Raw genomic sequence first — 14,551 nt, 5'->3', positions numbered from 1 at the left:
TAAGCCAATCTACTTTTGCAGGCTATTACTTGCAAATATCTTTTCAGAAAGGCAGTTGACAAAAATAAAAACACTCACTCAAAATGCCTGTTACAGCCCAGACGAATAATCAAAGAGCATCTAATAGGCCGCTGCCATTGCTCCGTAGGTTATACCTTACTTCTTTCTGGAAAATTTTCTGGCTTGCAGGGCCTGTTTTGTTGTTTTTATTTTCATTAGAACTATTGAGTGTGGCTTGCGCAATGCTTAGCAAAGATCTGCTTGATAGCATACTCAGCGCTACACAGAATCCTTTCATCGGGCTTTTTATTGGCTTGCTGACAACTGCCATTGTTCAAAGCAGTTCTACCACCACCTCAATGACTGTTGCAGTAGTTGCAGGAGGCACATTAAATCTTGAAACTGCAATTCCTGTTATTATAGGTGCAAACATCGGCACAACAATCACGGCAACAGTAGTTGCATTTAATCATATTTTTCGCCGCAAAGAATTCCAACGCGCACTTTCGGCAGCTACAATCAACGGTTTTTTTAACATTCTGACAGCATGTGTGATCCTGCCATTAGAGTATTATACAAATTTTTTTAGCGATCTCTGCATCAAAACCGCTTCTGTTTTTGTTTCTGCCGATGCACAAAATACAGACCATATAAGAGAAAGCAGCGGGCGGTTGCAGTATCTTGCAGAATACATTGCAGCATCGCTACAGTCTTATCCTATCCTTGTAGCTTTAGGTGCGGTTTTACTGCTTTTCATAGCGATCTACTGGCTCGGGCTGATCCTGAAAAGCCTTTTTATGTACAACGTAGGTAAAAAAATGGATCAGGTCGTATTCGGTACGCGCTGCAAATCTCTTTTCTGGGGGCTATTTTCTACTATGCTGTTGCAGTCCAGTTCTGTTACGACCTCGTTTGCCGTACCATTGGTTGCTAATAAAAAAGCCTCTTTGCGACAAGTTTTTCCTTTTATTATGGGCGCAAACGTAGGAACTACTTTCACAGCCATCATAGCCGCATTGAATAACGTTGAAGTTTCGTTAAGTATCGCTTTTGCCCACTTTTTGTTCAATGTTTCGGGTGTATTGATCTTCTTTTTTCTCCCCGTCATCAAAGAAATCCCCTTGCTGTGTTCCCAACTTCTGAGCAGGTTTGCCATGCGTTATCGCCTCGCAGGTTTTCTGTATGTACTGCTCGTTTTCTTTGCGATTCCTTTTTTACTTATTCTTTTTTCGGAAAAGTAGGAACTGTTTTTGCAACTTGCGTAACCGTATTTTACTCCTATCCCACACCCACATGATCTTACGCATAACGCTGATGCTTTTTGCGGCAGTTTTGTTATCGGTTACTGCTTGCAAACCCTCTCAAAAAAACCGTAAGGCGGCTACAGGCAAGAAGCCCGCGACAGTCAAAGTAGCAGCAAAGCCCGCAGAAGAGACCGCAACACTCCTGCCTGACGAACAAGAAAGCCGCCCTGCACCCGACTTTGACGATGCAGCATTAGATAGCGTACTTTCTTTCATCCGAAGCAAGTTCCCTGATGCCGAATCTAAAGGAGAGGTTTTCAAAAAAAATCGTTTAGGCAAGCGCATTGAGATTGCTTCGATCAGCCCCGACCAAATCATTCAGACAGCAGAAAGCTATAAAGGTACTCCGCATAGTTTCGGCGGCGACAGCAAAAAAGGGATTGACTGCTCCGGGCTGGTAGCAGTATCATTTCGCAGCTCCGGAATCGCAGATTTTCCGCACGGCTCCCAAGAGCAGGCTTACTTTGGCAAAATTATTTCGGGGATAGAAAAACTGCAACGCGGCGACTTGGTATTCTTTACAGCAACCTATCCAACCCCTAAACTGCTGACCCACGTAGGCATCTATTTAGGTAACGGCAAATTTATTCACTCAACAACAAGCAAAGGAGTAATCATTACCGATTTCAAAACTTCGGAATACTGGCGCATGCACTACGCCTTTGCTACGCGCCTGTTCATAACCAGTCCTCCACTTACAAGAAGTTCAAAGTAGGTTTTTACAAGAAAAACTTGGGGAATCAGCAATAATATCGTATCATAGTGCAAACAAATGATTATTCACCATGGGATTCGATTTAGTTTCTTTAGCTACTATTCTTGCACTCATCATCATAGGCATATCGGTACTGACTTATTTCGTGCCGCTTAACCTGTGGATTACAGCCATTTTCTCAGGCGTGCGCGTAGGTCTGCTCGATCTGGTATTTATGCGGATCAGAAAAGTACCACCGCGTATCATTGTAGAGTCGCTGATTACCTCAACCAAAGCAGGGCTGAACCTGACTGCCAGTGATTTGGAAACGCACTATCTGGCAGGTGGACACGTACCCTCAGTAATTAAGGCGCTGATCTCTGCCGACAAAGCCAATATCAGACTGACATTCAAGCAAGCCGCTGCCATTGATCTGGCAGGAAGAAATGTGTTTGATGCGGTACAAATGTCTGTAAACCCAAAAGTTATCAACACACCGCCTGTGGCTGCCGTTGCGCAGGATGGTATTCAGTTGATTGCCAAAGCCCGCGTTACGGTACGCGCTAATATCGAGCAGCTTGTAGGCGGTGCAGGCGAAGAGACAATTCTTGCCCGTGTGGGCGAGGGTATCGTTACTTCGATCGGTTCTTCGCAGTCGCACAAAGACGTGTTGGAAAATCCCGATAAAATTTCCAAGTTAGTACTTTCCAAAGGTTTGGACTCAGGTACCGCCTTTGAAATTTTGTCTATTGACATTGCAGATATTGACGTTGGCGAAAATGTTGGCGCAAAATTGCAAATAGATCAAGCAAGTGCAGATTTGAAAGTAGCCGAAGCAAAAGCCGAAGAACGACGCGCTATGGCTGTTGCTGTAGAACAAGAGATGAAAGCCAAGTCACAGGCTGCTCGTGCAAAAGTAATTGAGGCTGAGTCGGAAGTTCCGCTGGCGATGGCTGAAGCCCTCAGAGGAGGTAGGATCGGTATTTTAGATTTTTACAAGCTCCAAAATCTGCAAGCCGATACCGAAATGCGCGAAGCAATCGCTAATCCAATCGGCGTTAAAAAGCCCGAAAGCCTAAAATAAGCCCCAACATAAGATCTAACAACCCATCAAAAAAATGACAGTTATCAGATTAACGCCTGATGAATTCAGAGAAAAACAGGCACAAGATGCAGGAGTATTACTCGATGTTCGCACTCCTGCCGAGTACGAGGCAGGGCATATTGAAGGTGCAGCAAACGTAGATTTTCTGGGTGGACAATTTATTGCCGAGTTCGAACAATACGACAAATCAAAAACTTATTATCTCTACTGCGCATCGGGTAACAGAAGCGGAAAAGCTGCACAGTTGATGCTCGATGCCGGCTTTGAGAGAGCCTACAATGTAGGCGGGTTTGTTGAGCTTGCTACAGCAGGATTTCCCGTCGAATATTAACAAGGACATTGTTTTTTCAAAGCGCGTGTAGTAAATTACGGAAAAACTGAAAATCAGTCATTTATCTGTTTAGATCATGGGTAGAAAAGTCCTTGTACTAAATGCAGACTATCGGGCGCTTACCGTTTGCAGTGTGTACAAAGCATTTATTTTACTGTTTTCAGACAAAGCTGAGATTGTCAATAAAGTTGAAAACTCATACTTCCGTAGCGTAACACGCGCTTTTGAAGTTCCTTCTGTTATCCGCCTTTACCGCTATGTAAACGTACCGTTCAAGAATGTCATGCTGAATAGGCATAATATTTTTAAACGCGACGGTGGACGCTGTCTTTACTGCGGTTCGAGGGAAGACCTGACGCTCGATCATGTTCTGCCGCGTTCGCGAGGTGGGAAGACTACATGGACAAATTTGGTAACAGCCTGCAAAAAATGTAATGCTCGCAAAGGCGACTACACTCCCGAAGAGGCAGGAATGCCCTTACCTTATGCGCCTTTTCGCCCTTCTTATGTGGTTTTCTTACGCGATTTTTCCGGCATAGGCGATGAAAGCTGGAAACCTTATTTGGTACAAAGCCACGCAGAGTTTTAACTTTGCGTAAAACCGTAAATACAATGAAACAGATCTTACTTTTTTTTGCCCTTTTATTGGGTGTCGTCTCTCTTGCCTATGCACAAAGTCCTCTTTCAGTTGGTCTGCGAGGCGGCGTCAATTTTGCCAACTTGTCGGCTGAAAATACCAGTTTTGACAGCCGAACAGGTATTAACTTTGGCGCATTTCTAACCTACAGCGTAAAAGAAACCTTCGGTATAACAGGAGAGATCAATTATGCACAAAAAGGAGCGAGAACTTCTGCGTCCAAACTGAATATTAATTACGTTGAAATACCGCTACATTTCACTTACTTCTTTGGTAAAGGTAATTTGCGTCCCAAATTAATGGCCGGACCTTATGTCGGTTTTCTGATGAATTCAGAAATAGAAATTGCCAATACTACAGTGAACGCCAAGGATTTATATAACAGTACTGACTTTGGTGCAAGTCTGGGTGCAGGTTTACACTACTCGCTGGGCGATGGGAAGTGGTTCTACTTCGACGGGCGCTACGGTCTGGGGCTGTCTGACATTACCAAAGCCAGAGGAGATGTTTACAATCGCGTTTTCAGCCTCAACGTAGGTATCAGTTTTGGCTTAGATTAACGCATTTTGCCACTTGTCAAGGTAAACCATATCGGCGATGAAGTAATTTGGGGACTTTGGAAAATTACCGAAAGTACACCCGAATTGCTTCGTTTTTTGTCCTTGAGAAATATTCCCTACGAACTACCGGCAGGAAAATCTGCTGCCAAACTTCGGGAAAGCATAGCAGCCCGCGTTTTAGCGCAGAACTTGGCTGAGCATATCGGTCTACAGGGCGGTATCATTCGCAAAGATGACTGCGACTGCCCGTTTTGGGCAGAATCCACGGCGCAACTTTCACTCTCGCATACCACAGGATTTGCAGCAGCCATTATTCACCGAACTGCAAACGCCTGTGGCATAGACATCGAATTTCCACATGAGCGCATCCGAAAAATCGCTCCGCGTGTCTTCACACTTGAGGAGATTGCACAGGCTAATGATTTAAGCCAACTAACCCTGTGCTGGTGTGCCAAAGAAGCCCTCTACAAATGGCACAAAGTTGGCTCATTAGACTTCCGAACCCAACTCAACATCCGACTTGAAGGCGATCAGATCTATGGGCAGGTGCGTACAATCAATGGCACTGTCTCGCCTCTGCTTTTTCAGGACAGCTACGGCGAACTGGTTGTTGCTTACTGCTGGTTGTAGGACTATACTACTTGGCTGGCTCGCGGCATTCCTGCATATGAGTCTTTTTGCCCAGCAAAGCGAACGGGTACGACATGGGATTGCTCTTAAAAATCTGACACCGGACGTAGCATTAGCGACTTGTTTTAAATGGTTGCCTGTTGGCGATATTCCTGCTAATCAGATTTACATACAGACACAGCAAGGAGGTCTACTCAGCGGTGTACCATGGGATATAGCACAGGCTACACGACTGCGCAAACAGATTCGCAAGGCAGGTGGAAAAAGCATCCGCTACATGGTACTCACCGAGTTGAACGACGATCGCTTGCCTGTCATTGCTTACTACAAGCGCAAGGGCATACAACTGATTGCGGATACGCTCACTGCCCGCCAACTCAGCGAAGTTGATATACAGGCAGATGTGCTGATTGCCAGCGATACTACGCTATTGATTGGCAAACGAGTAATTAATTTATTTCCTACTGGCAAAGGCTTTTCCGAAAGTGGGTTGGCAGTTTTTTTGCCCGACTGCCGTATGCTCTATGCAGGTTATTTTGTCGCCTCCCCTACTGCAAAATATCCTGCCATTCATCCGAAAACATCTGTTAAAGACTGGGGGGGCAATCTGGAAAAGTTGTATTTTCGCTTTTCCGATGTCAGGCAAGTTATCCCCGGACAAGGCATGCCCGGCAACAGCAACCTGATTCGCCGTTCCATTTTACTTGTCAATGAAATTCACAGACAGCAGGAGCGTCATTCAAACAACAAACCCAATGAAAGTAACTACTAAATCTACAACAGTAATAGCCATTGCACATGGCGGTCAAATTGCCATCGGTGCAGACGGACAAGCGACTATGGGTGCTACCGTAGCTAAAAATAATGTACGCAAGATCCGCAAGCTCAACGACGGGCGCGTGGTGGCAGGCTTTGCAGGCTCTACTGCCGACGCTTTCACACTCTTAGAACGTTTTGAGGAAAAACTCAATGCCTACGGTGGAAACATGAAGCGCGCTGCAATCGAGTTGGCAAAAGACTGGCGTACAGATCGCTTCCTGCGCCGCTTAGAAGCGATGATGATTTCAGCTAACAAAGACGAAATTTTGATCATCTCAGGCACAGGCGATGTGCTGGAACCAGATCATCAGGTAGCAGCTATTGGATCAGGATCTATGTATGCGCAGTCAGCTGCGATGGCACTGAAAAAGCACGCCCCCCATTTATCTGCTGAGGAGATGGTGCGAGAGTCTCTCACGATTGCTGCCGATATTTGCATCTACACCAATCATAACTTTATGATCGAGGTATTACAGTAAATCGCTGACCCACTCACGCGCTCGCCTTTCTACGTAGGTTTCGTTCGTTCCCGGCAACTGGAAACCTACGTGTCCTCCTTGTGTGGTCATTTCCAAGTGCAGGAATGGGTTCTTTTCTGCCTGTTGCCGCGGAAAACATGCTTCGGTCAAAAAGGGATCGTTCAGCGCATTGATCAGCAGCGTGGGAACGCGGATGCCATCTAAAAAATTGATCGAACTTACACTTTGGTAGTAATCATCTGCATCTCGGAAACCATGCAGCGGAGCTGTGTAAATATTGTCAAAATCTCTGAAAACTTTTACTTTTTTAAAGTCTTCGTAGCGGATTTGCTGCGGCATCAGCCGTGATTTGAGCTTAATTTTTCGCTCTAAACGGCGCAGAAACTTATTGGTGTAGAATAACTTAGCCGGTTTGGCGAGTTCTTCGCCGCAACTGGCCAAGTCGCAAGGGACAGATACAGCCAAGCCTTTTTTGATCTGTGATGCAAGGTTTGCACCGCGTTCACCAAGGTATTTTAATGTCATGCTGCCACCTAGACTAAAGCCTGCAAGCAGTATATGTTCGTAGCCTTTGGCAATAGCGTGCTGTACGACGTTGTCAAGGTCGGGTGTGTCGCCGTGGTGATAAAAACGCGGTAGCCGGTTAGGTTCACCGCTGCAACTACGGCAGTTCCAGCCCAAGCCGTCCCAGCCATTTTTGTACAGAGCTTTGACTAAACCCTTTACGTAGTGCCGTTCCGAACTGCCTTCTAACCCATGCGTAACAATTACCAATTTGTTGCTACCTTGCTTTGCCCAGTCCAAATCTAGAAAATCGCCATCGGGTGTATTAATCCGTTCGCGCTGATACGCAATACCCTTCACTTTGCGAAACAGACTCGGTATAACCGTTTGCAAATGTGGATTACTGAAAAAATAAGCCGGTGGTTTGTAGTGGTTAATAATTGTTACAGGCATAAGCTATTGCATGAGTTGATATTCTTCAATAATAATAATTCCGGGCTGTGGTGTTTCGGTTGTACGCAGCGTAGTAGCTGTCAGGTCAGTGATTGAGATTTGTCGCCCTGTAGTGGCAGCACCAAAAATTAACCCGCGATTATCTGGTGCTACTGACCACACAAGCGCACTCTGCTGATTACCTGCATTAGGGCAACCCGGTCCGATAAAAATATTGATGAAGTTATCGCGCCGAAACTCATACACTTGCGTAAAGCTGCAAGAATTATTGACAGTTCCATTCAGATTGTAGGAAACACGCCTCCATCGGCGACTGAATCTGCCTGCAAGTGCATTTTGAATACTTGACTCTGTAATGCGCAGCGTTCGGGTTTGCTCTACCTCGCGTATGTTGAAACTAATACTGGCGTTCACGGGGTCGCTCCAGTTGTTAGAGTTTCCACGCTCTGCGCTGACAAAGTAGCCGGGCGTAGTGAAAGGCAGCCCTTCAAAAATCACCTCACCGTTTCGATTGGTTTGCTGCGGCGGTATGTTTCCTTGCTGATTGTTGATAAATGCTTCCTGATTGGCAAAAAGTGTTACCGTTACGCCTTCCATAGGCTCACCCCGAAAGTTGACAACTTTGATTTTTAAGACATAGCCGGGTACGATAGTATCGGTTGTGCCACAGGCAACAGTCAAAAGGAACAGAAAGAAAAAAAGCACAATCTGTTGCAATCGCATAAGTGATCGGGATTTTAAGGTTCAAAAATAAGCACTTAATCAAATATAAACATTGCTACAAGGGCATAATACTGAAATGAATTATCCTTTGGAAGGCTTTGGGAAGTACTACAGCAGCATCCGTCAATCCGAAATGTGTGTGAACCACAAGCGCCTTTACAGGTACCCGAAAACTTTACCCACACTTGGAATATTGGCTTTATGAGTGGTGCGCTGAGCAATGGCGCTAAATTCCGTTCTTTGCATGTACCGGATAATCACAAGCGCGAGGCCTTGTTTTTATTGAAACTGATTATTCGCTCAAAAGCAGCCGTGTGGTTTGGGTACTCAACCACCTGATCAACCGCTATGGTAAACCCCAGTGTATTCGTATGGGCAATAGTCCTGAGTTTATTGCCCGCAGGCTGCGTGCTTGGGGTGAGTTGCACGGTATGGAATAACAGAACTTATCGGGAACAGGTACCGGATGCACATGGGTTTGATGCCATTGATCAGGTCAGAGAAGTAAGTCAGCTATGGGTAGAAGACTACAACAACACAAGACCACACGAGGCATTAGGCGGCTTATTGCCCCACATGTACAGACAACAAAATCAAACAACAACCTTAGCAATCAATGAAGTAATTGACTACTTTTAAAGTGTACTAAAAATGGGAAGCCTACAACCACAGATTGGGGCGGAACTTCTATCAAGGTGTCTTTGGCGCCAACATCAATGTCATCTTTGCTGCGGCCGCCTTCAACCGTTGCACGTTGCTTCAAACGGATAATGAACCGCTGGAAAGCAGGCTTATTTTTATGCCATGATTGAAGTGATTTTTGGGATTTACCTGATTAATTGTCCTAATTTTTACGAGTTGATATATGCCTGAAAATAAAAAAACCGCTTTATTATTATTAAGCGCAGCGGCGCGGATACAAAAGGTTTCTTAAATTTTGTGACTATTTTTGGAAAAATTTGTTGGTTCAGATGCGACCGTTGCGTCGCAAAGTATTGATTATCAGCTTCCTTATCAAAGCTCGGCGAACATTTGCACAAATTTGGCTTTAACCATAGAATGTAACAATTGCGCTGATATATGAAATGCAAAGGTCTTTCTTTGGTAATTTTTATTTTCTTGCTTGCCGTTCTTGTCCAAGAAACGCAAGGGCAACAGCAGGGCGGCTCTTCAAGCGGATTTTATGTAGATAGCCTTAGCCGATACTATCATCGCATAGATTTGCCTGTTTACATTCGCATTTCCACTACGCCGGAAGGGACGGGCGTTCCGCTTTCAGGGCGCAAAGTGGCTGAAAAAGCTGTAGAAGTAAAACCAATTTATTTGGACGGTCACGGCATTCATCTGTTAAAACACACCGACGCAATAGACCCCGAGAATTCCTTTCAATATGTAATCCACGGCGACGGCAAAGCGCCCGTTAGCCGCACAATTTACCGAGCGCCTCATCAGTATGCATCCGCTAAAACCCAATACTATGGCAAAGATTTGGCTATCAGCGTTACATCTTTTGATGACATGTCGGGCGTGGAGCAGTTGCTGTTCAAACTTAACCAGTCTGAATTCATCTCGTACAAAGAAACGCTAACGTTTGCCCAAGAAGGCGAACAAATCCTTAGTTATTATGCGATAGATAGGGTAGGCAATGTAGAAAAAGTTAAACAAGAACAATTTACGGTCGACCTCACCCCGCCAACCACCCTGCTAAACATCACTGGCATTAACGACAACAAGGTGGTTTCGCCAACAACGCGATTCTATCTGTTTGTGAGCGATAACATTGTAGGCGTAGCGAAAACTTTTTACCGTTTTGATGATGAACCTTGGCGGACATATACGCCTAACACGATCGTTCCCTTAGACAAACTCACCGAAGGCAAGCACACGATATACTTCTACTCGATTGATTGGGTGCAAAATCAAGAACAAGAACAAAGCTACGAGTTTTATTTAGACCGCAGCGCTCCAATTATGTCTGCCGATATTTTGGGTGATAAATTTATCGTAGGTAATCAAGTTTACTTTTCAGGGCGCACCAAACTCAAATTAACCGCGTTAGACAATAAATCTGGCATTAAAGAAGTGCTTTACAGCATAGATAACAACCCTTTTCAAACTTATCAAGAGCCTTTTTATTTGCCCGATAAGTCAGGTATCCACACGATTCGTTATTATGCCCAAGACAAAATGGGCAATGTGGGCGTCTATCAGCGTGAAAACGCAAACAAACGCTATGATGAAATATTACATGCCGTCGGCGCGGTTTACGTGGACTTAACAGGTCCAGCGCTAACTTATCGATTTGAAGGAAAAACCTTCCAAAAAGGCAAAGAAACTTTTGTCAGCCCTTCTACTAATGTAAAGATTATCGCTAACGACCCTGAATCAGGTTTGCAACGCCTAAATTACCGCTTTGCCGACCAGAGCGAAGAGGAAAATTATGCTCAAAGCATCAGCATGACCGAGCGAAGAGGCAAGCAACAACTCGAACTGATTGGCTATGACAATGTAAACAATCGCAACGCTATTAACATAGAGTTTGTCATAGATGGCCAGCCGCCCGTCATCAGTCATTCTTTTAGCGCAGCGCCTATTGAAGGCCCAGATGTTTATCCTTCTTACGTCAAGTTGTTCCTAAGCGCTCAAGATGAGGCTACTAATGCGCAAACAATTTTTTACAGCATCAATGGCGGGGCTCTTGTTCCTTACCAAGCTCCATTGACAGGTTTCAAGAAGGAAACCGAATACAATATTATGGTGACGGTGGAAGACCAGTTGGGCAACAAAAGCGAGAAACTAATACAATTTAAAACAGGCAATTTCTAAATGAAACCCTCGCTCGGCATTATTGTTACGTTGCTTGCCATTCATAGCCTTGCCTTTAGTCAAAGCCGTAAAGGCGCTGATTCGCTGCTGATAAACGGATATTTGGAGCAAGCGCAAGCGCGCAAGGCAGCCAAAGATTGGCGCGGCGCAAGCGATTTTATCAACAAAGCTGCTCTTACCTATTGGGAAAACCGAAATTTTAACAAAGCTATCGATTTGTTTCATCTCTCCCTTGCCTTGAACCAACTGATTGACAACCAAAGCGGCATTTTTGGCATCCATAATAACCTTGCTTTTTTACATTCCGATTTGGCGCAGTACGACTCGGCGATTATTTATTTCAACAAAGTTTTGGCGGGTAGGCGACAACTCAAACAAGCTGAACCAATTATTTCAGCCCTTATTAACACCTCTATTGTGCTAAATCACAAGAAAAAATACGATGAGTCGGTTAAACTTTTGGAAGAAGCCTTAGAATTAGCCAAAGAAAATAATTTTATAGACCGCATTGTAACTTGTTATGGTCTATTGGCTGAAACTTATGAAAAAGCGGGTAATATCGCCAAAACGCAAGAATATTTTGAGCTATACAAAAGCTTTTTTGAGACTTTGCAAAAAAACAAGATAAGGCAATTGGAGGGTAGTTTTGAGCGGGAAAAACAAATCGCCTTAGCCGAGCAAAAGAGGATAGCCGAGATGGAGTTGCGTTTACAAGAAGAGGCGATAGAAAAAGTTCGTCGGGAGATTTCGGCTAAAGATTCTACTCTCAACAACTTAAAAGAGCGCTTGACCAAAAATCAGATGGCGTTAGAGATTATCCGTCAGGACAGTCTGATTAAAGCGCTAACCATTGAGCGCTTAGAGATGCAACAGCAAGAGCAACAAGCAAAAATTCGTTTGTATGTGGTCGTTGCGAGCGCCGCTTTGATAATCGTCTGCCTGTCGGCTTGGTTTTTTTATGTGAGCCGGAAGAGAAAAATTGCAGAGAATAAGATTTTGCAAATAAAAAATAAAGAAATTTTGCAGCAGAACGAAGAAATTGCCGCTCAGGCAGCAGAACTTCGCAAACTGAACCAAGTGAAAGACCGCGTATTTGCCATCATCGGGCATGACCTGCGCGCGCCTGTGGCTTCTTTTGTTGGCATTTTTGATTTATATATATCCGGCGATATTAGTCGAGAAGATTTTCTATCGTTTGTCCCACAACTCCGTTCCAATATTGCGCAGTTAATGTTTACTTTGGACAATCTGCTTGCATGGGGCAATAGCCAAATCAAAGGCGGGCATCCTGCGCCAGAACAAATCAACGTACGTGAGATTGTGCAAGAGCAGTTAGAACTTTTGCGAGTAGCCGCTCAACAAAAGCAAATCGCTATCTGTAATCATATAGCGGAAGATGTTTTTTGTAGATTTGACAAAAACCACTTACAATTTATTTTGCGCAACCTACTCAATAATGCAATAAAGTTCAACAAAAAAAATGGAAAAATTACCTTCAACGTCGAGCAAACATCTCATCACTGTATCATTATTTTGCAAGATACAGGAATAGGCATCGCTCCCGAACGATTGCCAACTATTTTTGAAGATGGCAAAAGCTCCTTAGGCACTTCGGGCGAGCGAGGCGTAGGTTTAGGTTTGAAGCTATGCAAAGAATTTGCCCAAATGAACTTTGGCGACATCTGGGTGCACAGCGAACTTGGTAAAGGAAGTGATTGGTTTGTAAAAACGCCCCTCAAATAAGCATCGCCGCAAGAAAAGCGGAACATAGTTTTAGGCAAACTTATCGGTTTAATATACACAGTAGCATTCGAAATGCGAAAAAATCCTTAATTTAGCTGTATACAAATCACGCTTGATACGGAAACGCGAGACCATCTGAGAAAGTCGTTGCACGCCGCTGCGTAAGAAAGAACGCGACAAGAAACGCTATATCAAGATTTCTATCATGCTTTCCTTAGATGCAGGCTTGTCAGCACAGGCGATTGCTCAGGTCTTAGGTATTGATGCGGCGTGCAACGAATGCGACGGTATATCGCTACGCCACTGTCTATCAAAATGCGGGCGTAGAAGACTATTTGAAAGAAAATTGGGTGCCCTACGCAGGGAAACTGACCGAAGAGCAGCGCAAGGCTATTTATGAAGAGGTTTCTTCACGCCTATATGCTTCTGCAAGGGCTGTAGCAGCTTGGATTGCATATAAATTTGGCATTCATTACCACGAAAAGCATGTAGTGAAGTTGTCGCACAACTTAGGTTTTCGCTATAAGAAAACACAAGTTGTACCGGCAAAGCTGATGCAGCAGCCCAACAGGCACACGTAGCGGCTTTTGAGCAACTCATGGCTGAAAAACAGGATGATACAGTCATTTTTTTCAATGATGGCGCGTGCAACGGTGTTTATCCGCAGTTCAACACACGTCCTGAATATGGTTGGATATTAAAGGGGGAGGCTTTTGAGGTACGCAGTCAGACAGGTCGTCAGCGGCTCAATATCACAGGGGCTATCAATGCTGAGCAACCTGAGGAAATCTATGCTGTGACGGAGGAAAAAGTCAATGCCCAATCAACGATTAAGTTGTGGGAAGAGATTGAAGCCGCACATCCGGGCAAGCGTATTGTCCATATCTGCGACAATGCGGCATATTATATTAGAATTAAGAAATTAGACATAAGATTTTAGACTTCAAGTATCTGAAAATCAAAACACTAACACTGTAAGATGTCATAATTATTTTTAGGTTTAATATATCATAGCAGAATAGCAGAGTCATTAAAAATTGGCTGAAACTGCATCCACACGTACAAGTGATGTATCTGCCACCTTATTCACCTAATCTCAATCCTATAGAGCGGACGGCGGCGCACAATGTTGGAAACTGCTCAAAAAGGAAAAAATTAATTCATTTTGGTATGAGAGTTTTGATGATTTCAAACAAGAGGTAATGGATTTTTTCAACCATTCTTATCTGTGGGCAATGGAGCGACGTGCAACGGCTGAAATCGTTAGTAACTCTACGTTTCAGAATAGTAGGTTGCGCGTGCAACGGTTGACTTTAAATTTTCGCAAAGCACTTGCGCTTGTATATAAAAGAGGTCTTGGTCGTTGGTAAATACAATGCTCTCATCAATTTCAATTCCAAAATGGTGCGATTAAAAGAATGACCCGTCACAAAGCGCTACGCCGCGCATCGCTATTTCAATTCCAAAATGGTGCGATTAAAAGTAAAAATGGATTTAGGTGCTTCCCAAATTATGCTAATTTCAATTCCAAAATGGTGCGATTAAAAGTCAGGCAGCAAAGGGTAAATAAAGAAAAAGAGATTGATTTCAATTCCAAAATGGTGCGATTAAAAGAACTCCTTTTCCTACTATAATGTCATTAATTAATAATTTCAATTCCAAAATGGTGCGATTAAAAGTTATCAAGTTTTCAGACCAGATCAAAGCGCACAGTCATTTCAATTCCAAAATGGTGCGATTAAA

Annotated in this window: 18 protein-coding genes and 1 CRISPR repeat array; of the genes, 16 read left to right on the top strand and 2 right to left on the bottom strand. The window is 44.0% G+C overall.

Annotation, left to right across the window (positions count from 1 at the left end; all coding sequences use genetic code 11):
• Positions 1 to 83 precede the first annotated feature (83 nt).
• The 9 genes from ACWIP2_RS02440 to hslV all read left to right on the top strand — a co-directional run bounded on the left by ACWIP2_RS02440 (position 84) and on the right by hslV (position 6,559).
• A complete protein-coding gene (locus tag ACWIP2_RS02440; RefSeq protein ID WP_448518307.1) occupies positions 84 to 1,241 on the top strand; it encodes a Na/Pi symporter in 1,158 nt (385 codons plus the stop codon).
• 52 nt (positions 1,242 to 1,293) lie between these two features.
• The gene (locus tag ACWIP2_RS02435) at positions 1,294 to 2,019 is read left to right on the top strand and encodes a C40 family peptidase (protein ID WP_448518306.1); all 726 of its coding nucleotides are present in this window, start codon (positions 1,294 to 1,296) and stop codon (positions 2,017 to 2,019) included.
• 70 nt (positions 2,020 to 2,089) lie between these two features.
• Positions 2,090 to 3,082 (top strand): flotillin-like protein FloA, encoded by a 993-nt coding sequence (floA, locus tag ACWIP2_RS02430; RefSeq protein WP_448518305.1) that lies wholly within the window; start codon positions 2,090 to 2,092, stop codon positions 3,080 to 3,082.
• A 34-nt stretch (positions 3,083 to 3,116) separates the two neighbouring features.
• The gene (locus ACWIP2_RS02425; RefSeq protein WP_448518304.1) at positions 3,117 to 3,434 is read left to right on the top strand and encodes a rhodanese-like domain-containing protein; all 318 of its coding nucleotides are present in this window, start codon (positions 3,117 to 3,119) and stop codon (positions 3,432 to 3,434) included.
• A 76-nt stretch (positions 3,435 to 3,510) separates the two neighbouring features.
• A complete protein-coding gene (locus tag ACWIP2_RS02420) occupies positions 3,511 to 4,023 on the top strand; it encodes an HNH endonuclease (RefSeq protein WP_448518303.1) in 513 nt (170 codons plus the stop codon).
• 23 nt (positions 4,024 to 4,046) lie between these two features.
• Complete coding sequence (locus ACWIP2_RS02415) at positions 4,047 to 4,631, top strand: porin family protein (RefSeq protein ID WP_448518302.1); 585 nt, start codon at positions 4,047 to 4,049, stop codon at positions 4,629 to 4,631.
• A 6-nt stretch (positions 4,632 to 4,637) separates the two neighbouring features.
• The gene (locus tag ACWIP2_RS02410; RefSeq protein ID WP_448518301.1) at positions 4,638 to 5,261 is read left to right on the top strand and encodes a 4'-phosphopantetheinyl transferase family protein; all 624 of its coding nucleotides are present in this window, start codon (positions 4,638 to 4,640) and stop codon (positions 5,259 to 5,261) included.
• 37 nt (positions 5,262 to 5,298) lie between these two features.
• The gene (locus tag ACWIP2_RS02405) at positions 5,299 to 6,033 is read left to right on the top strand and encodes a hypothetical protein (protein WP_448518300.1); all 735 of its coding nucleotides are present in this window, start codon (positions 5,299 to 5,301) and stop codon (positions 6,031 to 6,033) included.
• Complete coding sequence (gene hslV, locus ACWIP2_RS02400) at positions 6,017 to 6,559, top strand: ATP-dependent protease subunit HslV (RefSeq protein WP_448518299.1); 543 nt, start codon at positions 6,017 to 6,019, stop codon at positions 6,557 to 6,559. Before ACWIP2_RS02405 ends, hslV begins: the two co-directional genes overlap by 17 nt.
• Here the strand turns inward: hslV and ACWIP2_RS02395 are convergent.
• Both ACWIP2_RS02395 and ACWIP2_RS02390 read right to left on the bottom strand, forming a co-directional pair.
• Positions 6,551 to 7,516, bottom strand: a complete 966-nt coding sequence (locus tag ACWIP2_RS02395) for a YheT family hydrolase (RefSeq protein WP_448518298.1) — start codon at positions 7,514 to 7,516, stop codon at positions 6,551 to 6,553. The genes hslV and ACWIP2_RS02395 overlap by 9 nt on opposite strands.
• Before the next feature lie 3 nt (positions 7,517 to 7,519).
• The gene (locus tag ACWIP2_RS02390) at positions 7,520 to 8,239 is read right to left on the bottom strand and encodes a hypothetical protein (protein WP_448518297.1); all 720 of its coding nucleotides are present in this window, start codon (positions 8,237 to 8,239) and stop codon (positions 7,520 to 7,522) included.
• Positions 8,240 to 8,374: 135 nt separating this feature from the next.
• Here ACWIP2_RS02390 and ACWIP2_RS02385 point away from each other — a divergent pair, with 135 nt between their 5' ends.
• From ACWIP2_RS02385 to ACWIP2_RS02355, 7 genes are all read left to right on the top strand, one after another.
• A complete protein-coding gene (locus ACWIP2_RS02385; RefSeq protein WP_448518296.1) occupies positions 8,375 to 8,578 on the top strand; it encodes a hypothetical protein in 204 nt (67 codons plus the stop codon).
• Positions 8,579 to 8,587: 9 nt separating this feature from the next.
• Complete coding sequence (locus ACWIP2_RS02380) at positions 8,588 to 8,878, top strand: integrase core domain-containing protein (protein ID WP_448518295.1); 291 nt, start codon at positions 8,588 to 8,590, stop codon at positions 8,876 to 8,878.
• 441 nt (positions 8,879 to 9,319) lie between these two features.
• Positions 9,320 to 11,065, top strand: coding sequence for an OmpL47-type beta-barrel domain-containing protein (locus tag ACWIP2_RS02375; protein WP_448518294.1), 1,746 nt, complete (start codon positions 9,320 to 9,322; stop codon positions 11,063 to 11,065).
• Entirely contained in the window at positions 11,066 to 12,808 is a 1,743-nt protein-coding gene (locus ACWIP2_RS02370) for an ATP-binding protein (RefSeq protein ID WP_448518293.1), read from the top strand.
• A gap of 263 nt (positions 12,809 to 13,071) precedes the next feature.
• Positions 13,072 to 13,389, top strand: coding sequence for a winged helix-turn-helix domain-containing protein (locus ACWIP2_RS02365; RefSeq protein ID WP_448518292.1), 318 nt, complete (start codon positions 13,072 to 13,074; stop codon positions 13,387 to 13,389).
• Positions 13,390 to 13,406: 17 nt separating this feature from the next.
• Positions 13,407 to 13,748, top strand: coding sequence for a transposase (locus tag ACWIP2_RS02360; RefSeq protein ID WP_448518291.1), 342 nt, complete (start codon positions 13,407 to 13,409; stop codon positions 13,746 to 13,748).
• Between the two features lie 89 nt (positions 13,749 to 13,837).
• The gene (locus ACWIP2_RS02355) at positions 13,838 to 14,011 is read left to right on the top strand and encodes a transposase (protein WP_448518380.1); all 174 of its coding nucleotides are present in this window, start codon (positions 13,838 to 13,840) and stop codon (positions 14,009 to 14,011) included.
• A gap of 184 nt (positions 14,012 to 14,195) precedes the next feature.
• A CRISPR array of direct repeats spans positions 14,196 to 14,487; the repeat unit is 30 nt; unit sequence ATTTCAATTCCAAAATGGTGCGATTAAAAG.
• Between the last annotated feature and the right edge of the window lie 64 nt (positions 14,488 to 14,551).

This window comes from Rhodoflexus sp. (assembly GCF_053489755.1).
This window is presented reverse-complemented; position numbering and strand designations above follow the sequence as displayed.